General features: G+C 72.7%; 17 protein-coding genes. 12 read left to right on the plus strand and 5 right to left on the minus strand.

What is annotated here, in order from left to right; all coding sequences use genetic code 11:
- The first annotated feature begins 19 nt into the window (after positions 1–19).
- The 4 genes from ACWEJ6_RS29135 (at position 20) to ACWEJ6_RS29150 (ending at position 3,547) form a co-directional block, all read left to right on the plus strand.
- Positions 20–697: a lysophospholipid acyltransferase family protein gene (locus ACWEJ6_RS29135; protein ID WP_452427809.1), complete on the plus strand. Its 678-nt coding sequence runs from the start codon at positions 20–22 to the stop codon at positions 695–697.
- A 79-nt stretch (positions 698–776) separates the two neighbouring features.
- Entirely contained in the window at positions 777–2,351 is a 1,575-nt protein-coding gene (locus ACWEJ6_RS29140) for a penicillin-binding transpeptidase domain-containing protein (RefSeq protein WP_387674311.1), read from the plus strand.
- Between the two features lie 87 nt (positions 2,352–2,438).
- On the plus strand, positions 2,439–3,083 hold the full coding sequence (locus tag ACWEJ6_RS29145) for a GntR family transcriptional regulator (RefSeq protein WP_452427811.1): 645 nt from the start codon (positions 2,439–2,441) through the stop codon (positions 3,081–3,083).
- Entirely contained in the window at positions 3,080–3,547 is a 468-nt protein-coding gene (locus ACWEJ6_RS29150) for an OsmC family protein (protein ID WP_452427813.1), read from the plus strand. The genes ACWEJ6_RS29145 and ACWEJ6_RS29150 overlap by 4 nt, the downstream gene beginning before the upstream one ends.
- A 24-nt stretch (positions 3,548–3,571) precedes the next feature.
- Here the strand turns inward: ACWEJ6_RS29150 and ACWEJ6_RS29155 are convergent, their stop codons facing one another.
- Entirely contained in the window at positions 3,572–3,850 is a 279-nt protein-coding gene (locus tag ACWEJ6_RS29155) for a DUF3040 domain-containing protein (RefSeq protein ID WP_352328164.1), read from the minus strand.
- A 134-nt stretch (positions 3,851–3,984) separates the two neighbouring features.
- Between ACWEJ6_RS29155 and ACWEJ6_RS29160 the strand changes: the two genes are divergently transcribed.
- The 7 genes from ACWEJ6_RS29160 (at position 3,985) to ACWEJ6_RS29190 (ending at position 17,201) form a co-directional block, all read left to right on the plus strand.
- A complete protein-coding gene (locus ACWEJ6_RS29160) occupies positions 3,985–5,028 on the plus strand; it encodes an Rv2578c family radical SAM protein (RefSeq protein ID WP_452427815.1) in 1,044 nt (347 codons plus the stop codon).
- 150 nt (positions 5,029–5,178) lie between these two features.
- Entirely contained in the window at positions 5,179–7,581 is a 2,403-nt protein-coding gene (locus ACWEJ6_RS29165; RefSeq protein WP_452427817.1) for a GTP-binding protein, read from the plus strand.
- A 273-nt stretch (positions 7,582–7,854) separates the two neighbouring features.
- Positions 7,855–10,989: a S41 family peptidase gene (locus tag ACWEJ6_RS29170; RefSeq protein WP_452427819.1), complete on the plus strand. Its 3,135-nt coding sequence runs from the start codon at positions 7,855–7,857 to the stop codon at positions 10,987–10,989.
- 134 nt (positions 10,990–11,123) lie between these two features.
- The gene (locus tag ACWEJ6_RS29175) at positions 11,124–12,470 is read left to right on the plus strand and encodes a glycosyltransferase family 4 protein (protein WP_452427821.1); all 1,347 of its coding nucleotides are present in this window, start codon (positions 11,124–11,126) and stop codon (positions 12,468–12,470) included.
- A gap of 103 nt (positions 12,471–12,573) precedes the next feature.
- On the plus strand, positions 12,574–12,900 hold the full coding sequence (locus tag ACWEJ6_RS29180; RefSeq protein ID WP_452427823.1) for a PadR family transcriptional regulator: 327 nt from the start codon (positions 12,574–12,576) through the stop codon (positions 12,898–12,900).
- Between the two features lie 309 nt (positions 12,901–13,209).
- On the plus strand, positions 13,210–13,923 hold the full coding sequence (locus ACWEJ6_RS29185; protein ID WP_452427825.1) for an HNH endonuclease family protein: 714 nt from the start codon (positions 13,210–13,212) through the stop codon (positions 13,921–13,923).
- Positions 13,924–14,015: 92 nt separating this feature from the next.
- On the plus strand, positions 14,016–17,201 hold the full coding sequence (locus tag ACWEJ6_RS29190; RefSeq protein WP_452427827.1) for a S8 family serine peptidase: 3,186 nt from the start codon (positions 14,016–14,018) through the stop codon (positions 17,199–17,201).
- Between the two features lie 129 nt (positions 17,202–17,330).
- Here ACWEJ6_RS29190 and ACWEJ6_RS29195 read toward each other — a convergent pair whose 3' ends face one another.
- From ACWEJ6_RS29195 to ACWEJ6_RS29205, 3 genes are all read right to left on the minus strand, one after another.
- Complete coding sequence (locus tag ACWEJ6_RS29195) at positions 17,331–18,197, minus strand: CU044_5270 family protein (RefSeq protein WP_452427829.1); 867 nt, start codon at positions 18,195–18,197, stop codon at positions 17,331–17,333.
- Entirely contained in the window at positions 18,190–18,753 is a 564-nt protein-coding gene (locus tag ACWEJ6_RS29200; RefSeq protein ID WP_452427831.1) for an RNA polymerase sigma factor, read from the minus strand. Before ACWEJ6_RS29200 ends, ACWEJ6_RS29195 begins: the two co-directional genes overlap by 8 nt.
- Positions 18,754–18,872: 119 nt before the next feature.
- Positions 18,873–19,703, minus strand: coding sequence for an SGNH/GDSL hydrolase family protein (locus ACWEJ6_RS29205; protein ID WP_452427833.1), 831 nt, complete (start codon positions 19,701–19,703; stop codon positions 18,873–18,875).
- Positions 19,704–19,921: 218 nt separating this feature from the next.
- Here ACWEJ6_RS29205 and ACWEJ6_RS29210 point away from each other — a divergent pair, with 218 nt between their 5' ends.
- Entirely contained in the window at positions 19,922–21,157 is a 1,236-nt protein-coding gene (locus tag ACWEJ6_RS29210; RefSeq protein ID WP_449921367.1) for an isochorismate synthase, read from the plus strand.
- 6 nt (positions 21,158–21,163) lie between these two features.
- Here the strand turns inward: ACWEJ6_RS29210 and ACWEJ6_RS29215 are convergent, their stop codons facing one another.
- Positions 21,164–21,784 carry a YigZ family protein gene (locus ACWEJ6_RS29215; RefSeq protein WP_352364154.1) on the minus strand — a complete coding sequence of 207 codons (621 nt, stop codon included), beginning with the start codon at positions 21,782–21,784 and terminating at the stop codon, positions 21,164–21,166.
- Positions 21,785–21,908: the final 124 nt, after the last annotated feature.

Here is a 21,908-nt window from a genome sequence, read left to right on the forward strand (position 1 = left end):
GTGGCAAGGTTGACTGCCCATGATCCAGGAGAGCCCGTTGCTGTACGAAGTGGTCAAGTTCGCCGCCGCGCCGCTCGCCCACGCGATGTGCCGGCCGCACATCACCGGCGCCGCGAACGTCCCGAGGGTCGGCCCGGCCATCCTGGCGGCCAACCACCTCTCCGTGCTCGACTCCTTCCTGCTGCCCGCGCTGCTCCCCCGGCGCGTCACGTTCACCGCCAAGAACGAGTACTTCGACGGCAACCCCGTCTCCGGCTTCTTCATGCGCCTGGGCGGCAGCCTGCCGATCGACCGCGAGAGCGCCCACGCCGCCCAGGCCATGCTCGACGCCGCCGCCGAGCTGCTGGAGCGCGGCGAGCTGTTCGGCATCCACCCCGAGGGCACCCGCTCCCCCGACGGCCGCCTCTACCGCGGCAAGGTCGGCGTTGCCTGGCTGGCGCTCAAGACGGGCGCGCCCGTGCTGCCGGTGGCGCTCAAGGGCACCGAGAAGGTGCTGCCGGTCGGGGCCACGGTGCCCAGGCCGGCCAAGATCGGCATCTCCATCGGCCGGCCCATGCGCTTCGAGGGCGACCACACCAAGGCGCGCGACCGGCGCCGGGTCACCGACGAGGTCATGGAGGCCGTCCAGAAGCTGTCCGGGCAGGAGTACGTGCCCGCGTACGCCTCCAGCTTCAAGACCGCCAATGGAACGACGTGACCGGTCACCGCTAGGCTCTGACACCTGACGTCGAGGACCAGGGGGCTGACCAGTGGCGCGGGGCCGTACCATCGCGATCGTGTCGGTGTCCGCCGTGCTCGTGGCGGGGGCCGCGGGCGGGGGCGCCTACTACCTGCTGCGCACCAAGGGCACACCGGGCGAGACGGCGCAGCGCTTCGCCGCCGCCTGGCAGGCCGGCGACAAGGCCGCCATGACCGCCGAGCTGGCCACCCAGCAGCAGCTCACCGCCTACGACCAGCAGCGCGCCGCGCTCGGCGTCGAGTCGGCCACGGTCAAGCTGGGGCGGGTGGTCGAGGGCGACGGCCGGGCCAAGGTCCCCTACACCGCGACCCTGGCGCTGAAGAACATCGGCTCCTGGTCCTACGACGGGCAGCTCGACCTCGTGGTGGCCGACCGCATGTGGAAGGTCGACTGGCGGCCATCCACGCTGCACCCGCAGCTGACCCCGGGGGCGGCGTTCGCCGTCAAGACGAGCTGGCCGCAGCGCGCCGAGATCACCGACGCCGACGGCGGCCGCATCGACACCGGCACGTCCGGCGGCTCGGTGCAGCAGCTCGTCGGCTACCTCGACAAGGCCACCAAGAAGGACGTCGCCAAGCTCGGCGCCTCCTACAAGCCCGGACAGGCGATCGGGCGCGGCGGCCTGCAGGAGACGTTCCAGAAGCGGCTGGCCGGCACCCCCACCACCCAGATCCAGCTCGGCGGCAAGACCCTCGGCACCATCGAGGGCACCGACGGCAAGCCCGTCGAGACCTCGCTCGACCCGCGGGCGCAGGCGGCGGCCGTCACTGCGGTCAAGGACGTCCCCAAGCCCACCTCCATGGTCGCCATCCGGCCCTCCACGGGCGAGATCCTGGCCGTGGTCAACAACCAGGGCGGCTTCAACCGGGCCCTCGACGGCCGCTACCCGCCCGGCTCCACGTTCAAGGCGGTCACCGCCATCGGCCTGCTGGCGGCCGGCCTGTCGCCCAGCGACAAGGTCACCTGCCCGATGTACGCCACCGTCGGCGGGCTGAAGATCCGCAACTCGGAGAAGGAGGAGTTCGGCTCGCTGTCGTTCCTCGACTCCTTCGCCCACTCGTGCAACACCACGTTCGCGCCGCTGGCCGAACAGCGGCTCGGCGCCGACAAGCTGCTCAAGACGGCGGAAGGCGTCGGCTTCAACCAGCCGCTCAACATCGGCGTGCCGGCCACGAAGGCCAGCTTCCCGCGGGCCCAGTCCGACGCCGAGCTGGCCGCCGAGTCCTTCGGCCAGGCCAGGATCACCGCGAGCCCGCTGTCGATGGCCTCGGTCGCCGCCGCCATCGCCGACGGCACGTGGCGGCCGCCCACGCTGGTGCCCTCGCTCAAGCAGAAGGCCGGCGAGCAGGCGCTGCCCAAGGGGGTCAAGGAGCAGCTGCACAGCATGATGGCGGCCGTGGTCTCCAAGGGCACCGCCAGGGGCAGCGGCCTGCCCGCCGGCACCCACGGCAAGACCGGCACGGCCGAGTTCGGCACCGGCGACAAGCTCGACACCCACGCCTGGTTCATGGGGTTCAAGGGCGACGTGGCCTTCGCGGTGGTCGTGGAGGGCGGCGGCACGGGCGGCAAGGTCGCGGCCCCGGTGGCGGCGACCTTCCTCAAGGGCCTCTGACCTCTCCTCAGGGACAGCTCGGGCCTCCTCTCACAGGACGGTCGCATGCATTGCATGCAAAGTATGCAGAGCGTTAGAGTCGGGTCCGTGCAGAGCGATGTGGCCTGGAGCCGGTTGCGGGAGCTGATCCTCGACGGGACCTACCCGCCGGGGGCGCGGCTGACCGAGACGGAGGTCGCGGCGAGTCTGGAGATGAGCCGCACCCCCGTGCGCGAGGCGCTGCGGGCGCTGACCGCCGACGGCCTGGTGCGCCCGGCCGGGCGCGGGGTGGTCGTCGTGGCCCTGGAGCCGTCCGCACTGGAGGACGCCTACCAGGTGCGGGCGGCGCTGGAGGCGCTCACGGCCGAGCTGGCGGCCACCCGCCAGGGCGAGGGCCGCATCGCCCCCGCCGACCTGGCCTCGCTGCGGCAGGTCGCCGACGCCACGGCGGCCGCCACCGCGCAGGGCCGGCTCGGCGAGGCCGTCAGGCTCAACCGCCGCTTCCACCGGCGGATCGCCGAGCTGGCGGCCAACGCCATCGCGCTGCACACCCTGGAGCGCGTGTGGGACCAGATCCAGGTGTCCACGTTGCGCTCGCTGGCGCCGCCGTCCCGTCCGGCGCACGTCTCCGGCCAGCACGAACAGCTTCTCGCCGCGATCACCGAGGCCCGGCCGCAGGACGCCGCGGCCATCGCCCGCGCGCACGTCCTCGACACCCGCGCCGTCACTCACAGCAAGGACGAACCCGCATGACCCGCCACCACACGTACACCACCACCGTGACCTGGACCGGCAACCGGGGCACCGGCACCAGCGGATACCGCGACTACGACCGCGACCACGACCTGTCCGCCGAGGGCCGGCGGGTCATCGCGGGCAGCTCCGACCCCGCCTTCCGCGGCGACCCCGCCCGGTGGAACCCTGAGCAGCTGCTGGTCGGCTCGCTCTCCCAGTGCCACATGTTGTGGTATCTGCACCTGTGCGCCGAGGCGGGCGTCGTGGTCACCGGGTACACCGACCACGCGGCGGGCACCATGGCCGAGAGCGGCGCCGGCGGCCACTTCACCGAGGTCGCGCTCCGCCCCGAGGTGACCGTGGCCGCGCCGGAGATGGTCGAGACCGCCGCCCGCCTGCACGAGGACGCCCACAAGGCGTGCTTCATCGCCGCCTCGGTCAACTTCCCGGTACGCCACGAGCCGACCGTCCGCGCGGCCTGAGGCAGGCGGACGGTTCGGGGGAGGTCAGCGCGAGGCGGCCAGGGCCACGGCGGTGGCGGCCTCGTGCTGGAGCACCATGATCAGCAGGGTGGCCACCAGCGTCGCGATGAGCACCCAGCTGATCACGATGATGACCGTCGACCGGCGTGGCCGCCTGTGGCCCGGCTGCCCCTTCGCCCGCGCCTCGCTGCGACGAGCCCGCTCGTTGAACGACTCGAGCCGGGCCACGAGCCGCGGATCGTCGTCGACGAGGTGCTGCTCGATCTGGGCCAGCATTCGCTCCTCGTCCTGCGACCAGGCCATAGACGTACCTCCGGAACGCAAGCACTGTGGCGTGTTCCTCCCCAACCATGAAGATCATTAGCCTTGACGTGACCCCCTAATTACCGCCTCTTTTCGGTTTGCGATCACGCTCGAACTTTTGTTCTAATCATGGGATGCGCTGGGACAACCTGCGCCTGGCCGGGCCCGGTCAGGCCGATCCAGCCGTGCCGTTGTTCGCCCGCGGCGCGGTCACCCGTACGTTCGACACGCCCGAGTTCAGGGGGATGACCTTCTACGAGGTCCAGGCCCGGTCCATCATCAACCGGGTGCCGGGGGCCAGCCGGGTGCCGTTCGAGTACACGATCAACCCCTACCGCGGGTGCGGGCATCGCTGCGTCTACTGCTTCGCCCGCAAGACGCACGAATACCTCGACCTCGACGCCGGGGCCGACTTCGACTCGAAGATCGTCGTCAAGGTCAACGCGGCCGAGCTGGCCCGCAAGGAGCTGGCCGCGACCCGCTGGGGCGGCCACCACGTGGCCATGGGCACCAACGTCGACTGCTACCAGCGCGCCGAGGGCCGCTACCGACTCATGCGGGGCATCCTGGCCGCGCTGCGCGACGCCGCGAACCCGTTCTCGGTGCTCACCAAGGGCACGCTGATCCTGCGCGACCTCGATCTGCTCACCGAGGCGGCCGAGGTCACCGACGTCAGCACGAGCATGTCGGTCGGCTTCGTGGACGAGGCGGTGTGGCGCGGGGTCGAGCCCGGCACGCCCAACCCGCGCCGGCGGCTGGAGGCGTGCGCCACGCTCAACGACAACGGCGTGGCGTGCGGGGTGCTGATGGCGCCGATCCTGCCGTACCTGACCGACTCCCCCGCCCAGCTCGAACGCACGGTCAAGGAGATCGCCGAGGCCGGCGCCACCCACCTCGCCCCGATCGTCCTGCACCTGCGGCCGGGGGCGCGCGAGTGGTGGCTGAGCTGGCTCGGGCGCGAGCACCCGCGCCTGGTGCCGCGCTATCTGGAGCTGTACGGCCGCGGCGCCTACGCCCCTGCCTCCTACCAGGACCGCGTCGTCGCCCAGGTCAAGGAGCTGGCCCGGCGCCACGGGGTCGGCAGAGCCACGCCCGCCATGGCCCGCCGCGTTCCGCCCCGCCGAACGCCCGGCACCGTCGCCGCCGTCGCAGAGCCGGAGCAGCTTCGCCTGTTGTGACCCGGTTTAAATCGGTGGTCCGCCGGCCCGCCCCGGTGACAGGATGACCGGGCACCCAGCCGGACGACGTTCAGGAGCATGAGATGCGGCGCCGCCCAGAGATCTTCCAGCGCCCCATTGGCACGAGAGTTCTCGAGGGCTCCACCACTCATGCACATCCTGAACATCGGCATCCTCGCGCACGTAGACGCGGGCAAGACCAGCCTCACTGAGCGGCTGCTGTTCGAGACCGGGGTCATCGCGCGCCTCGGCAGCGTCGACGACGGCAGCACGCAGACCGACAGCGGCGAGATCGAACGCCGCCGCGGCATCACCATCCGCTCGGCGGTGGCCTCGTTCACCATGGGCGACCTGCGGGTCAACCTGGTGGACACGCCGGGCCACGCCGACTTCGTGGCCGAGGTCGAACGCGCGCTCGGCGTGCTCGACGGCGCCGTCCTGGTGGTGTCGGCCGTGGAGGGCGTACAGCCGCACACGCGGGTCCTGATGAAGACGCTGCGGCGGTTGCGGCTGCCCACGCTGATCTTCGTGAACAAGATCGACCGGATGGGGGCCCGGGAGGCGGGGGTGCTCGCCGAGATCCGGCGGTGGTTGTCGCCGCGGGTGGTCCCGCTCAACACGGTGAACGGCATCGGCGGCCCGTCCGCCACCACCCGCCCGTTCACCTTCGCCCCGCCTCCCTTCGGCACCGCCCCGAGCGCCCCACCCCCTCACCCCCTCGCCTCCACTCCCCCGCCTCCGGGCTCCGCTCCCTCGCCCCGGGGTTCCACTCCCTTGCCTCCGGGCGCCGCTCCCCGCGAGCCGGCTCCCTCCAGTCCCGACACGTCCGTTCCCCCGTCCTCCGGGGCCGCTCCCCGCGACCCGGCCCCCGCCGCCGGAGCTTCCTCAACTTCCGGGGCGGCTTCCGGCGCCCCGGAAGTCGCCACCCGCTCCCCCGTCTTCGCTCCTCCCTCCTCGGGGGGCGCTTCCCGCCCAGGGGTGGCGGGCGGCGGCTCGGAGGAGGTGGTGCGGGCCGATGGGCCCGTCGAGGTCGAGCCCGCCAGGACGGAGGCCGACCTGGCGGCCGACGCCGAGCCCGGCGCAGAGGGCGGCGCAGAGGGCGGCGCAGAGGGCGGCGCAGAGGGCGAGGGCGGCGTGGAGGCTGCGGGGATGGTGGCGGCTGAGGTGTTGGCTGAGGGGGATGACGGGCTGTTGGAGTTGCTCGTCGATGACGTGGTTCCGGGGGCGGGGCGGGTGCGGGAGGCGCTTGCGGCGCAGTGCGCGGCGGGCGACGCGCATCCGGTGTTGTTCGGGTCGGCGATCACCGGCCAGGGGGTGGCCGAGTTGCTCGGGGCGGTCCGGCTGCTGCCCACGGTTCCTCAGCCGCCGCTCGGCGCGGACGGAAGCGCCGACCGCACGGCGGCGGCGACGGCGACGGCGACGGCGACTGCGGCTGCGGCTGCGGCTGTGGCTGTGGTGTTTGCGGTGGGGCGGGGGCGGGGTGGGGAGAAGGTCGCGTATCTGCGGATGTGGAGCGGGGAGTTGCGGGCGCGGGAGCGGGTGACGTTTCTGCGGCGGGAGCCGGGTGGGGGCGTCCACGCGTACGAGGGGCGGCCGAGCGGGGTGGCCGTCGTCGGGTCCGGGGCGCGGGTGGCGGTGGCGGGCGACATCGCCACGGTCCGGGGCGTGCCCGAGATCCGGGTCGGCGACCGGCTGGGCGAGCCCGGCCCGGCGGAGCAGGCCCACTTCACGCCGCCCAGCCTGGAGACCGTCGTACGCCCCCGGGTCCCCGGCCAGGAGCCGCGCCTGCACGCCGCGCTGGTCGCGCTGGCCGAGCAGGACCCCCTGATCGGCACCCGTACGCTGCCCGGCGGCCGGACGTCGGTCCTGCTGTACGGCGAGGTCCAGAAGGAGGTCATCGGCGAGACCCTGGCCAGGGACTTCGGCGTGGACGCGGAGTTCGAGCCGAGCCGTCCGGTGCACTTCGAGCGTCCGGCGGGCACCGGCGCGGCCAGCAAGGAGATGCGCCAGGCCGGGGACGCGTTCATGGCGACCGTGGGCCTGCGGGTCGAGCCGGCCGCGCCGGGCTCGGGCGTGCTCTACCGGCTGGAGGTCGATCTGGGCTCGCTGCCCCTGGCCTTCCACCGGGCGATCGAGGAGAGCGTGCGGCACGGCCTCGGGGCGGGCCCGCGCGGGTGGCCGGTCACCGACGTGCTGGTCACGCTGACGGCGACGGGTTACGCCTCCCCGGTCACGACCGCCGGCGACTTCCGCGGGCAGGCCCGGGTCGTGCTGGCCGAGGCGCTGCGCAGGGCCGGGACCAGGGTGTACGAGCCGTGCCACCGCTTCGAGGCGGAGGTGCCCGCCGACGCCTTCGCCGCCGTGTCGTCCCGCCTGGCCGGGCTGGGCGCGGTCCTGGACGGCACGAGCAGGCGGGACGGCACGTGGGTGCTCGAAGGGGAGATCCCGGCGGCGGCCGTGCACGAGGCCGAGCGGCGGCTGCCGGGCCTGTCGCGCGGCGAAGGGGTTTGGTGGTCGCGCCCGTCCGGAGATCGCCTGATTCGTACGCGATAGGCGGTATGTCGGATATCAGGGATAGATGGGTATTAATCCGCCATAGTGTGCCAATCGGGCGCAACCATTACAGGGGGAAAACGATGGCTGACACGAAGAAGAAACCGGCCACCAAGTCGGGCAAGGCCAAGAAGCAGGCGATCAAGACGAGCCGGCAGGCCAAGGAGACCAAGAAGGAAACCCGAAGGACCGACGAGGGATGACCCCGTGAGGTGAATCGCGCAGCCGGGGGCCGGCGGCCCTCGGCTGTCCGGTGGAAGAGGAGCTGCGCACATGTCGGCCTATCTCCGCTTTCCCACTGTCTTTCAGGACGTGGTGGTCTTCGCCGCCGAGGACGACCTGTGGATGGTCTCGGCCCAGGGCGGCCGCGCGTTCCGCCTGACCGCCGGCGCGGCCGAGGCCGGCTACCCGCGCATCTCCCCACGCGGCGACCAGATCGCGTTCGTCGGCCGGGAGGAGGGCCCGGAGGAGGTCTACGTGATGCCGGCCGTCGGCGGCGCCGCGCGCCGGGTCACCTTCCACGGCGCCCGCTGCACGGTCACCGGCTGGGACCACGAGGGCCGCATCCTGTACGCCAGCGACCAGTCCCAGCCGTTCGCCGGGCGCAAATGGCTGCACCGCGTGGCGCCGGGCGGGGTGCCGCAGCGGCTGCCGTACGGACCGGCGAACTCGATCGCCCACGGCCCCGACGGGATGATCGTGCTCGGCCGCAACACCGCCGACCCCGCGCGCTGGAAGCGCTACCGCGGCGGCACGGTCGGCGACCTGTGGATCGACACCGACGGCGACGGCGAGTTCAGGCGGCTGATCCGGCTGCCGGGGAACCTGGCCTCGCCGTGCTGGAGCGGCCGTCGGGTGTGCTTCCTGTCCGACCACGAGGGGGTCGGGAACGTCTACTCCTGCCTTCCGGACGGCGGCGACCTGCGCAAGCACACCCACCACGAGGACTACTACGCGCGCAACCTGTCCGGCGACGGCCACCGGCTGGTCTACCACGCCGGCGCCGACCTGTACCTGCTGGAGCCGGGCGACGGGCCGGGCGACGGGCCGGAGGACGGGCCCAGGCGGCTGGACGTGCGGCTGGCCAGTTCCAGGACGCAGCGCAACCGCCGGTTCGTCGACGCCGAGGACTTCCTCGACAGCGCGACCCTCAGCCCGGACGGCAGCGCGCTGGCGATCACCTCGCGCGGCAAGGCGTACGCGATGGCCGACTGGGAGGGCCCGGTGAGCCAGCACGGCGAGCCGGACGGCGTCCGCTACCGCTTCCTGACCTGGCTGAACGACGGCGTGCGGCTGATCGCCGCGGCCAGCGGCGAGTCCGACGAGGAGACGCTGGTCATCCTGGAGGGCCACGAGGGCGGCTGCGGCGTCGAGGTGGCCCGGCTGGGCCGGATCAACGAGCTGGTCCCCGACCCCGCGCACGACCGCGTGGCCGTGGTCAACCACCGCCACGAGCTGTACCTGCTGGACCTGGCCACCGGCGCGGCCACGCTGGTGGAACGCAACCCGCACGGGCCCCCCGAGGACCCGGCCTGGTCGCACGACGGCCAGTGGCTGGCCTACGCCGGGCCGCTCAACGCCCAGACGACCGCGATCAAGCTCCACCACCCGGAGACCGGCCGGACGGTGGCCGCCTCCGAGCCGGTGCTCAAGGACTCGATGCCGGCCTTCGACCCCCAGGGCCGCTACCTGTACTTCATCGGCCAGCGGGTCTTCTCGCCCGTCTACGACCAGTTGCAGTTCGACCTGGGCTTCCCGCTGGGCACCCGGCCCTACGCGATCGCGCTGCGGGCCGACGCGCCCGACCCGTTCGTGCCCGGACGGCGTCCGCTCAACGGCAAGGACGAGGAGGAGGACGAGCCGGTGGAGGCCGTCCGGGTGGACCTGGACGGGCTGGCCGCCCGCGTCACCGCCTTCCCGCTGCCGGAGGGCCGCTACGAGGGGGTGGCCGGGCTCAAGGGCAAGGCGCTGCTGCTGACCAGCCCGCTGGAGGGCGAGAACACCTTGCACCTGTACGACTTCGCCAAGGGCAGGAACGAGACGTTCGCCGACGGCGTCACCGCGTTCGAGCTGGGCCGCGACCACAAGACGCTGCTGTACCGGGCCGGCAGCCGGCTGCGCGTGGTCAGGGCCGGCGAGGTGCCCGAGCACGACGACGACCCGCCGGGACGCGAGAGCGGCTGGATCGACCTGTCGCGCATCAAGGTGTCGGTGGCGCCGGAGTCGGAGTGGCGGCAGATGTTCCGCGAGGCGTGGCGGCTGCAGCGGGAGAACTTCTGGACCGAGGACATGGCCGGCGTCGACTGGCCGGGCGTGTACCGGCGCTACGAGCCGCTGGTGGACCGGGTCACCACCCGGGGCGAGTTCTCCGACCTGCTGTGGGAGCTGCACGGCGAGCTGGGCACCAGCCACGCCTACGAGAGCGGCGGGGAGTACCGTCCCGGGCCGGACTACAGCCAGGGCAAGCTGGGCGTCGACTGGGACTACCGCGACGGCGTCTACCGCGTGCGCGCGATCGTCACCGGCGACCCGTGGGACCCCGAGGCCACCTCGCCGCTGAACCGGCTGGGGCTCGACGTGCGGCCGGGGGACGCGGTGCTGGCCATCAACGGCGCGCCCATCGGCCGCGCGGCCACCCCGAACGAGCGGCTGGTCAACCAGGCCGGCGAGGAGGTGGAGCTGACCCTGCGGCGCGAGGAGCGGGTGTTCACCGTGACCGTGCGCGCGCTGGCCGACGAGCAGCCGGCCCGTTACCGCGACTGGGTGAACCTCAACCGCGCCGAATGCCACGAGCGTTCCGGCGGGCGCATCGGCTACCTGCACGTCCCCGACATGGGCACCGAGGGGTTCGGCGAGTTCCACCGGGGCTTCCTGGCCGAGTACGACCGGCACGCCCTCATCGTGGACGTGCGCTTCAACGGCGGCGGGCACGTCTCGGCGCTGCTGCTGGAGAAGCTGGCCAGGCGGCGGCTCGGCTACGACTACCCGCGGTGGGGGGACCCGGAGCCGTACCCGCCGGAGTCGCCGCGCGGGCCGCTGGTGGCCATCACCAACGAGTGGGCGGGCTCGGACGGCGACATCTTCAGCCACACCTTCAAGCTGCTCAAGCTGGGCCCGCTGGTCGGCAAGCGCACCTGGGGCGGGGTGATCGGCATCTGGCCGCGCCACCGGCTCGCCGACGGGACCGTGACCACGCAGCCGGAGTTCTCCTTCGCCTTCGACGACGTCGGCTGGCAGGTGGAGAACTACGGCACGGATCCCGACATCGAGGTGGACATCACCCCGCAGGACTACGCCAAGGGCGTGGACACGCAGCTGGAGCGGGCCATCGACGTCGCCCTGGGCCTGCTTGCCGAGCATTCGCCGCATACGCCGGATCCGTCGCATCGGCCAGGTATGCAACCTTAGGAACCTCTTGGGCGTCTAAAGATCATAGGCGGGGAAAGCGCACAGGGGATGACATGTGCACTCCGCTCGCGCGCGGCCTGACGACCGGCTCCGCGCGCATGCGAATGCAACCGAGCACAAGGGGGATCGTCCAGGTGCGCGCACTGGCACGCAGGGGGAAGTCGGCGATGGTCCGGTTGTACCGGGGGTACAACCGCCGCAAGGCACGCAACGCGCCGCCGCCGTCGACCGACCGCATCAGGATCCTGCTCCTGCACGCCAACGGCATGGGCGGCACGATCAGGACGGTGTTCAACCTGGCCGGCTACCTGGCCGAGAAGCACGACGTCGAGATCGTCAGCATCCTGAAGGAGGCCGAGGAGCCGTTCTTCCCGATCGACCCGCGGGTGCGTTTCCGCTTCCTCGACGACCGGCTCAAGCCCAGCCCCGATCCGCTGCGGGCGATGTTGTCGAAGTTCCCCAGCAAGCTGATCCCGCCGGAGGAGACGGCCTACCACCGCTTCAACCTGTGGACCGACTACAAGCTGGCCCGCTACATCCGCTCGCTCGACAGCGGCGTGCTGATGGCCACCCGTCCCGGGCTCAACCTGGCCATGGCGCAGTTGGCGCAGCCGGGCGTGATCACCATCGGGCAGGAGCACGTGGCCCTGCGCACCCAGGCCGAGCCGATGCAGAAGCTGATCAAGTGGCGGTACCGGCGGATGGACGCCCTGGTCACCCTCACCAAGGCCGACCTGCGCGACTACCGCAGCACGCTGCCGAAGAAGCCGAAGAAGCTGGCGCGCATCCCCAACGCCGTCCCGCCGATGAGCGGCGAGGTGTCCAGGCTGGACGCCAAGGTCGTCGTCGCCGTGGGCCGGATGACCCGGCTCAAGGGCTTCCACCGGCTGATCACCGCGTGGGAGACCGTCGCCGCCGCGCACCCCGACTGGAAGCTGCGCATCTTCGGCGCCGGGCCGCAGGAGGACAACCTGGCCGCGCAGATCGTCGAGGCCGGGCTTGAGGGCAAGGTGGAGCTGCCGGGGCCGACCAGCGACGTGGGGGCCGAGCTGGAGAAGGCGTCGATCTTCGTGCTCAGCTCGCGGCACGAGGGCTTCCCGATGACGATCCTGGAGGCCATGGCCAAGGGGCTGGCCATCGTCAGCTTCAACAGCCCGCACGGGCCCAAGGAGATGATCACCGACGAGGTGGACGGGCTGCTGGTCAAGCCGCGTACCAACGCCAACCTGGCGGCCTCCATCATGCGCGTCATCGAGGACGAGCCGCTGCGCCGGTCGCTGGCGGCGGCGGCGCTGGAGACGGCGCGCACGTATGACGTGCACGCGGTGGGCCAGAAGTGGGACGAGCTGCTGGACGAACTGGTGGCCCGCCGCAACGGCACGTACGTCCGCCCGCCCCGCCCCGCCCCCGAAGCCGCCTCCGAACCCGACGAGGCCGCCGCGCCCGCCGAGGCCACCGGGCCGGCCGGGCCCCGGGCCTAGCGGGACCCGGCCGCCACACCGCCGGGCCGGGTGTCCACCGGCTCGGCGAAGGGCGGCGTCGAGGGATCTGGCGGCCCGCGACACCCCTAGGTAGAGTTAGACCATGGGAAGCCTCCCCCGCATGACCATGCCGACCGTGCTCGTGCTCCGCGCCCTGCTCGAAGACCCCACCCGCGCCATGTACGGCCTGGAGATCTGCGCGGCGGCCGGGCTGCCCAGCGGCACCATCCATCCGATCCTGGCCCGGCTGGAAGGCTTCGGCTGGCTGGAGTCGAGCTGGGAGGAACTGGATCCGCGCGAGGAGGGCCGTCCGCGCCGCCGCTACTACCGCTTCACCCCCGACGGCGCCCAGCCGGCCAGGCAGGCGCTCGACCGCTCCACCGCCAAGCGCGCCGCCCTGCGGCTGCGCCCCTCCGGCGGTGTGGCGTGAACACCTTGGCACCGGCCAGGCCCGCGGAACACCGCGGCCGGCATCGCCGCGGCGCGGGCGGTCACCGCCGCACGCCCGGCGGAGAAGCTCGTCGACGTCGAACTCCGGTTGCCGCCCATGGGGGATCGGCGGTCTTCACGATCCCGGGCGTCGTCGTGCACTGGGCGGGCGTGGAGAAGCTGCGCGAGCGGTGGGGAGTGCGGGTGAGGCGGCGCGGGGCCGATCAGTGACGGAAGCCTTCCTGTGTCAAATCCGGCGATGGCGGGAATTCTCTAGACAACTTCGCCCGCGGGAGCCACGGAGGGCTGCTTGAGCACGAAGGACGCCATCGCGATCCTCGCCGGAGCCGTCATCGTCGCTTCCTTCATCGGCAGCGCCAAGAGCCCCGCCGCCACCGCCGCCAGCCCCCTCAGCAACGCCAGCGGGACGCTGCCCGGCCTCGCCCCTGTCCTGTCCGACGGCGACAAGGCCAGGGCGCGCGCCCTCATCGGCCGCTTACGCGTCAAGGGCCGCGGCCCCAACGCCGGCTACGCCCGCAGCCGGTACGGCGAGAACTGGGCCGACACCGCCACCGGCGTCCCCTACGCCCGCAACGGCTGCCGCACCCGCGACGACCTGCTCGCCCGCGACGGCACCGGCGTCGAGTACCGGCCCGGGTCGAGCTGCGAGGTCGTCGCCATGGAGCTGACCGACCCCTACACCGGCCGGCTCATCTCCTGGCACAAGGCCCAGGCCGACGAGGTGCAGGTGGACCATGTCGTGCCGCTCAACTACGGCTGGCGCATGGGCGCGCCGCGCTGGCCGATGTCGAAACGCCTCGACTTCGCCAACGACCCGCTCAACCTGTTACCCGTCGACGGCCGCGCCAACGAGGAGAAGGACGCCTCCGGCCCGGCCGGGTGGCTGCCTCCCCAGCGCCGCGTCCGCTGCGCGTACGTCACCCGTTTCGCCCAGGTCGCGCTCAAGTACGACCTGCCCGTGACCAGGGCCGACAAGAACGCCATGCTCGCGCAGTGCCGCTAGCTCGTCCCCCGCCTCAGGGGCCAGGGGAAGAAGAATCCGCCTTACGCGGAAGAGGAGAGGAAAGCGATCGTTTTCTCTTCTTGCGAGGATCAATGACGTTAGGCAAGGGACTGCTGGCAGCGGTCCTGGCAGGCACGCTGAGTGTGGGCGCGACGACGGGAACCGGCACGGCCGACGCGGGCCAGGCACGTCCTGGTCAGCCGCGCTCCGGCCCGGCGGGCAGTGTGACGCTGCTGACCGGCGACCGGGTCGTGGTCACGGGCAGGAGCTTCCGGGTGGAGCCGGGCACGGCCCGGGAGGTGCACTTCTCCTCCGGCTATCGCGACGGGCACCTGTACGTCGTCCCGTCCGACGCCGCGCCCCTGGTCGCCCAGGGGGTGCTGGACGAGCGGCTGTTCGATGTCACCCAGTTGCTCGCCTGGCGCTACGGCGACGCGGACACGCCCGACATCCCGCTGATCACCCAGTCGCCGCGGGGAAGCGCCCCCGCGCTGCGCGGCGCGGCCACCACCCGGCGGCTGGCCGCCCTCGACATGACGGCCCAGCGGGTGGCCAAGAAGGGCGCGGGCGAGGCGTGGCGGGGCCTGCTCGGCGGGGCGTCCGCGCTGGCCGCGGGCAAGGGCAGGATCTGGCTCGACGGCCGGCGTACGTACACCCTGGACCGCAGCACCAGGCAGATCGGCGCGACCGAGGCGTGGCAGCGGGGATTCACCGGGCAGGGCGTCACGGTCGCCGTGCTCGACAGCGGGTACGACCCCACGCATCCCGACCTTAAGGACGTGGTCACCCAGTCGCGGAACTTCTCCGACGAGCCTGACATGACTGATCGACTCGGGCACGGCACGCACGTCACCTCGATCATCGCCGGCGCCGGCGAGAAGTACCGCGGCGTGGCGCCGGGAGCCCGCATCGCCTTCGGCAAGCTGGGCACGCAGATCAGCGACTCCGCGATCCTGGCCGGGATGGAGTGGGCCGCCACGGAGGTCAAGGCCAAGATCGTCAACATGAGCTTCGGCGGCCCCGACGAAGCCGGCCTCGACCCGATCGAGCAGGCGGTGAACACCCTCTCGCAGGCCACGGGCACCCTGTTCGTGGCGGCCGCCGGCAACGAGGGCGAGCAGAGCGTGGGCAGCGTGAACAGCCCCGGCAGCGCGGACGCCGCGCTGACCGTCGGCGCGGTGGACCGCTCCGACCAGGTGGCCGACTTCTCCAGCACGGGCCCGAGGATCGGCGACCACGCCGTCAAGCCGGACGTCACCGCCCCCGGCGTGGACATCATGGCCGCCGCCGCGGCGGGCACCGCCGACGGAACCCACGTGGCGATGAGCGGCACGTCGATGGCCAGTCCGCACGTGGCGGGAGCGGCGGCCATCCTCGCCCAGCGCCATCCCGACTGGAGCGGGCAGCAGCTCAAGGCGGCGCTCGTCGGCAGTGCCCGGCCGACCGACGGCGCCACGCCGTACCAGCAGGGCACCGGGCGGGTGGACGTGCTCCGCTCGCTGGCCCAGGAGGTGATCGCCACTCCCACCGGCGTGTGGGCCGCCTTCCCCTGGGACCGGCCGGGCGAGCGGCGGGCCACCGGGAAGATCACCTACAGCAACACCGGGGCCACGCCCGTCACCCTGGACCTCGCGGCCGGCTCCGACGTGCTCACGCTGTCGCCGCGACGACTGGAGGTGCCCGCGGGCGGGCAGGCGTCGGTCACGGTGACCATCGACGCCGAGGGCAAGGGCCCCGGCGACCATCCGGGCATCGTCACCGCCACGGCCGGTGACACGGTGGTCCGCACCCCGGCCGGCGCCTATGTGGAGCCGGAGTCCCATGACGTCACGGTGACCGTCCAGGACAGGGACGGGGCCGCCACCGAGTATGCGCAGGGCGTCGTCTACGACCAGGCGACCGGCGCGCCGCGCAACCTCATCTTCCACGGCGGCACGGCCAGGATCAGGCTGCCGAAGGGACGCTGGAACCTCTACACCGAGATCCTCGGGAGGGCGGAGCACAGCTTGACGCTCGCGCACCGGCCGTTCGAGGTCGGCGACGCCGACGTGTCGCTGACGGTCGACGGCCGCCAGGCGAAGCGGATCACGTTCACGGTGGACGACCCCACCGCCGTCCCCGATTCCGGATTCGCCCTCTCCGTGGCCAACGGGCCCTGGAGGACCGCGATGACCGCGTTCGGCTACTCCGGCGGCTTCTACGTCGTCCCGGTGCGGCAGCCGGGGCTCACCTACCTGGCCCAGACCACGTGGACCAAGAAGGACACGACGCCCAGCCCGTACCGCTACGACCTCGTCGACCACAGGACGGACGGCTTCCCCGACACCCCCGGGTACGCCGCGCGGACCCGGGACCTGGTCAAGGCGACCGAGACCTACCGCTCGACCGTCCCGGGCGCCACCGGCACGCTGATGACGGGACCGGTGCTGCCCGGCGACGCCCTCTCGCCGGGAATGGGCGTGTGGGACGGCATCGCGCTGCCCGGCAGCCTGACGCGGTACCTCACCCCGGGATTCGCCTGGAACGACGAGTTCATCACGGGCGGCCTGACCGAGCTCGGCACCGGCCCGGTGCGCGACAGGAACTTCACCCAGGTCTGGAACGCCGCGGTGACCGGCCCCTCGTTCGCCGCCTCCGGCGGCAGCCGGGCCGGCGACACCCTGGCCTTCCCCGCCCACGGGCTGTACAGCAGCGGCGTCGCCGGACGCACCGGCATGGACGCGACCGCGACCGGCACCCTCACCCTGACCGGGAACGGCAAGCAGATCGCCACGACCGGCATCACCGGCTGCCTGCCCTACCCCGGCGGGGAGTGCACGCTCACCGCCACGTTGCCGCAGGCCGACACCGCCTACACCCTGACCGCCTCCACCCGGCGATCGCAGGCCGAGCTGTCCACGGGCGTCGAGGCCGTCTGGACCTTCCGCTCGGCCCGTACGGCGAAGCCCGAGCCGCTGCCGCTGATGGCCGTGCGCTACGCGCCCCAGGGCCTCGATGACGCCAACCGCGCCAGGCCGGGATCACGGACCACCGTCCCGATCCAGGTCGAACGCGCTCCCGGCGCCGCCAGGGCGGCGGTCTCCTCGATCAAGCTGGAGGCGTCCGCCGACGACGGCAGGACGTGGCGGCCGGTGCACGTCCGGGCGAGCCGATCGGGCTGGACGGCGCGGCTGGACAACCCCGCCACCGCGGGGTACGTCTCGCTGCGCGCGACCGTCACCGACAAGGCGGGCAACGGCGTCACCCAGACGGTGACCCGCGCCTACGCCGTGGGCTGACCCGCACGGCCGGAAAGCTGAATCACGACGCGTCCGCCCCCCGGGCCTTCCAGCCCGGGAGGCGGACGCGTGCGGGAGAGGAGGACCGTCAGCGGTCGCGATCACCCGCGGGGCTCACGGCATCCCGCCTCAGCTCTGCACCGCGGGAAGCTGGTCCGTCCACTCGGTGGTCACGGAGATGAAGTGGGCGCTGAACGCCAGGCCGCCGTCGTCGACGAGGACGAGGTTGGCGCGGACCACCCGGGCCTCCTCGGGATCGACGACCAGTTCGATGTCCGTGTCGCCATCGGGGTCGGGAATGCGCAGATGCTGACCGCCCTCGACCGCGCCCGCGTTCTCCACCCCCGGTGTCGCGGCGAGCGCGCGGAACGCCGCCGAACGGACCTCCCCGGGCGCCGGCAGGTCCGTGATCAGCGCCAGCAGGGTGAGGGTGGGATCGCCGCGTATCTCGGACCCGGTCATGTCCCTCTCCTGACCCTTGCGGGCGACGAGCGACGCCTTCAGCGCCTCGGGGTCCGTCGGCAGCCCTTCGAGCTCCTCGAAGCTCACCTTGGCGCCCTTGAGCCTGAGCGTCTGCCCCTCCGGCGCCTGGATGACGGCGCCGGCGGGATCCCCCGGCACGGCCCTGGTCCAGCGCTTGCCGTCGCGCCTGGTCCAGCTCTCCATCGGCGGGGCGTCCGACGCGAGCCACCGGCGCGTGACGTGCCAGTACGTCCCCGAGCCTTGGGGCGTGCGTTCCGCGCGGACGGCGGCCATGAGCAGGACCTCCTTGCCCGTGACCGGTGCGCCGTCGTTCGTGGGCGCCCCCGTGGCGAACACGACCGCGGCGACGGCACCGGCGGCGGCCAGGGCCACACCCGGGACGAACCAGCCGGCACGCCGGCGCGCCCGGCCCGCCGACACCCTGCGCTCCAGACGCTCCCTGCCGCGCGCGACCGCCCCGGCGGACGGCTCCGGCTCGTCCAGCAAGGCGGCGATCTCTTCCACGTCATGCATGAGGGGTCTCCTTGAAGGTGAGGGCGTGGATCTTGGCGCGGGCCCGGCTGAGCCGTGAGCCCACCGTGCCGAGGGAGATGCCGAGCGCCTGGGCGATCTCGAGGTAGCTGAGCTGGCCCAGCGCCAGGAGCAGCAGCACGTCACGCTCGCCGCCGTTCAGCGAGGCGAGCGCCATCGCCAGGTACGGCTGCGCGGTCGCGGCGGTGACGACCCGGTTCTCGTGCCCTTCCACGACCGGCACGGGGTCCAGCCGGGCCAGCGCCTTGTACCGGCGGGCCTCCTTGTGCCGATGCCGGGCCACCAGGTTCGTGGCGATGCCGAGCAGCCAGGGCCGCAGAGCACCTTTTTCCAGCGCGAAACGGTCACGCCGGTCGAACGCCAGCAGAAACGTCTCGGCCGCGATGTCCTCGGCCACTTGAGCGCCCAGGCGTCCAGCCACGTACCGGTAGACGTCACGGAAATACCGGTCATACACGGCGGTGAACAGCTCAGGGTTCCGCCGGTAGCCGGCGACGAGGTCGGCGTCGGTCACCTGCTCGCCCACGTCGGCGGTCATGTGCCCGTCTCCGTCATGAGTGTGCCTTCCGGTGGGTGATCATTGCTTTCACCCATCCTTCGCGGCGTACGCGGCTTTTCTTCCCGCGCGCCGGAAGGCGGCCACTCACCAGGGCCGGGCTAGCGCGGGTCCTCCCACACGAAGCCGTGCTCGAACGTCTGCTCGGCCAGCGCCTTCTGCCCGGCGAGGTTGGGATGGAAGAAGTCCCACTTGCTGACGTGGTCGAGCGTGAACGGGAAGGAGAAGATCGCGCCCTCGTCGGTGTCGCACGAGGGCCCCATCGCCTCGCACGCCAGCGCCGCCTCCCTGTTGTAGGCCATCACCCGCGCCCGCACCCGGGCCCGCCGCTCGACGTCGGCCCTCTTCACCGAGGCCGGGTCGGCCAGCATGGTCTGGCAGATCCTCCCGACGGTCCAGAACGTACGGGCCAGCGGGTTGCCCTTGCCGACCTGCCACAACCGCCGCAGGTCGGGCACGCTGGCGATGAACACCCTGGCCTGCGGCACGCCGGCACGCAGGGCCGACAGCGCGGCGTCCATGCGCCGGCGGTAGAGCGCGACCGGCGTCATCTCCCGCTCGGTGCGCTTGCACGCGTCCTGGGCGCCTATGAGGATCGTCACATAATCGGCCTTCGCCGCGATCGCCTGGTTGACCTGGCCGAGCAGGTCGGCGCTCGTCGAGCCGGGCACCGCGAAGTTCTCCCGGTGGAGCGTTCCAGCCAGGCCCCGCAGCCGGAGGTAGTGACTGACCACCTGCGCGTTGTCGCCGGCCGCCCAGGAACGGGCCGCGCAGGAGACGTACCAGCCGCAGGAGTTGAAGCCCGTGGAGATCGAGTCGCCCAGCGCCGCCATCGTCTCAGGGACGGGCTGAGCTGCGACGACGGCCTGCGCGGGGCCCGAAGCGGCCAGGACGAGGACGGCGGTGACGACAGGGGACAGGCGACCGATCATGGCCCCAAAGGTAGGGAGTCGATCAAGGACGCACCATGACCTTCAGGCGAGGTCTGCCATTTCAGGACCGTCTTCCTATCGCCGCTTGACAGTGCCTCCGCGAGCTGGGCGCCCCCAATGAACGTCAAGATCCGGTTATTTCCTGGCTCGTGGGCAGTAACACCGCATTCACGGGGGTCCGAGTCGAACGTGTTCAGTTCCCGCATAGAGTGTCTTGAGTGAGTGTCGCGCTCGGAACAACCCGCCCGCTACCGGTTCGCACCACCCCTGTCGGCGACCCCGGTGACCTGCTGGCATCCCTCCCGAAGACGGCGCCCTACGCCTGGATCAGGAACGGCGAGGGCCTGGTGGGATGGGGCCAGGCCGCCCGCGTCGCCGTGCCGCCGGGCCCCGGCCGCTTCGCCTGGGCCCGCGAGTGGCTGCGCACCGTCCTCGGCGACGCGCCCGCCGACGACGCCGGGCGCGCCCCCGGCTCCGGCTCCGGCCCCGTCGCCTTCGGCAGCTTCACCTTCGACGAGGACGCCCCCGGATCCGTGCTCGTCGTCCCCCGCGCCGTGCTCGCCCGCCGCGGCGGCCGCGCCTGGCTCACCACCGTCGGCGAGGCCCCGCTGGAGACGTTCAGCCCCATCCGCGAGCCCGGCCGCATCAGCTACGGCGACGGCAGCCTCACCGCCCCCCAATGGGAGCACGTCGTCGCCCGGGCCGCCCGCCGCATCCGCGACGGCGAACTGGAGAAGGTCGTGCTCGCCCGCGACCTGCTCGCCACCGCCGAGCACCCCATCGACGTGCGCCTGCTGCTGACCCGGCTGGCCCGGCGCTACCCCGAGTGCTACACCTTCTCCGTGGCCGGCCTCGTCGGCGCCACCCCCGAGCTGCTCATCCGCCGCACCGGCCAGGAGATCGAGTCCCTCGTCCTGGCCGGCACCACCGCCCGCGGCACCGGCCCGGCCGACGACGTCGCCCGCGGCGCCGCGCTGTTCGCCTCCCAGAAGGACCGCCACGAGCACGAGTGCGCCATCGCCTCCGTGCGCCAGACCCTCGCCCCCCTCTGCTCCTCCCTGCACACCCCCGACGAGCCCGAACTCCTCGTGCTGCCCAACGTCCAGCACCTGGCCAGCCACGTCACCGGGCGGCTGGCCGACGGCGCGTCCGTGCTCGACGTGGTGGCCGCCATGCACCCCACCGCCGCCGTCGGCGGCACCCCGACCGACACCGCCATCAAGGTCATCCGCGAGCTGGAGGGCATGGACCGCGCCGGCTACGCGGGCCCGGTCGGCTGGATCGACGCCCACGGCGACGGCGAATGGGGCATCGCCCTGCGCTCGGGGCTGATCGAGGGCAACCGCGCCCGGCTGTTCGCCGGCGGCGGCATCATGGGCGACTCCGACCCGGCCGCCGAGCTGGCCGAGGCCCAGGCCAAGTTCCGCGTCATGCAGTACGCCCTGGAGGGCTGAGCGGCCTCAGCCGGGCACGTGCACGCCCTCGCCCACCTCGACGCGGGCCCGGCCGGCCGTCAGCGCGGCCACCCACTCGCCGAACGCCGCCACCTCGTCCTCCCCCACCGCCACCGAGAACGTCACCCCGGCGGCGTAGGTCACCTCGCGCAGCGCGTAGCGGGAGGCGCGCAGGTCGTTCTCCACCCGGCCGGCCTGGTCGTGGGCCACCGAGACGCTCACCAGCCTGGCCGGGACCATCCGCACCGGCTCCACCAGGTCGAGCGTCTCGGTCACCGCTCCCCCGTAGGCGCGCACCAGGCCGCCCGCGCCCAGCAGGACGCCGCCGAAATAGCGCGTGACCACCGCGACCACGTCGTTGAACCCCCGGCCGACCAGCGCCTGGACCATCGGCGTGCCCGCCGTGCCGCCGGGCTCGCCGTCGTCGTCGCCCTTCTGCAGCCGCCCGCCGATCACGTACGCGGTGCAGTTGTGGGTGGCGCCGGCGTGCTCGCGGCGGCGGGCGGCGATGAAGGCGGCGGCCTCCTCGACGGTACGGGCGGGGGCCAGCGCGCAGACGAACCGGGAGCGGCGCACCTCGGTCTCGTGCTCGACGCCGGTCGCGAGGGTGAGGTACGACTGGGACACGCCTGCCAGGCTACCGCCTTTACGTTGTAGATTTTTGGGCGGGCGCACCCGGTTGAGCGCGATGCACGGGCGGCGTCCCGTCCCTGTGCAGGACGCCCATGATCGCGGCGCCGCCGCGCGCGTA

The sequence above is a fragment of the Nonomuraea sp. NPDC004702 genome, assembly GCF_053601695.1.

Bases quoted from the DNA above. Each gene is read 5' to 3' on its own strand.
- ACWEJ6_RS29135 (WP_452427809.1), top strand. From the start codon at position 20: ATGATCCAGGAGAGCCCGTTGCTGTACGAAGTGGTCAAGTTCGCCGCC.
- ACWEJ6_RS29150 (WP_452427813.1), top strand. From the start codon at position 3,080: ATGACCCGCCACCACACGTACACCACCACCGTGACCTGGACCGGCAAC.
- ACWEJ6_RS29155 (WP_352328164.1), bottom strand. From the start codon at position 3,850: ATGGCCTGGTCGCAGGACGAGGAGCGAATGCTGGCCCAGATCGAGCAG.
- ACWEJ6_RS29160 (WP_452427815.1), top strand. From the start codon at position 3,985: ATGCGCTGGGACAACCTGCGCCTGGCCGGGCCCGGTCAGGCCGATCCA.
- ACWEJ6_RS29165 (WP_452427817.1), top strand. From the start codon at position 5,179: ATGCACATCCTGAACATCGGCATCCTCGCGCACGTAGACGCGGGCAAG.
- ACWEJ6_RS29170 (WP_452427819.1), top strand. From the start codon at position 7,855: ATGTCGGCCTATCTCCGCTTTCCCACTGTCTTTCAGGACGTGGTGGTC.
- ACWEJ6_RS29180 (WP_452427823.1), top strand. From the start codon at position 12,574: ATGGGAAGCCTCCCCCGCATGACCATGCCGACCGTGCTCGTGCTCCGC.
- ACWEJ6_RS29190 (WP_452427827.1), top strand. From the start codon at position 14,016: ATGACGTTAGGCAAGGGACTGCTGGCAGCGGTCCTGGCAGGCACGCTG.
- ACWEJ6_RS29195 (WP_452427829.1), bottom strand. From the start codon at position 18,197: ATGCATGACGTGGAAGAGATCGCCGCCTTGCTGGACGAGCCGGAGCCG.
- ACWEJ6_RS29200 (WP_452427831.1), bottom strand. From the start codon at position 18,753: ATGACCGCCGACGTGGGCGAGCAGGTGACCGACGCCGACCTCGTCGCC.
- ACWEJ6_RS29205 (WP_452427833.1), bottom strand. From the start codon at position 19,703: ATGATCGGTCGCCTGTCCCCTGTCGTCACCGCCGTCCTCGTCCTGGCC.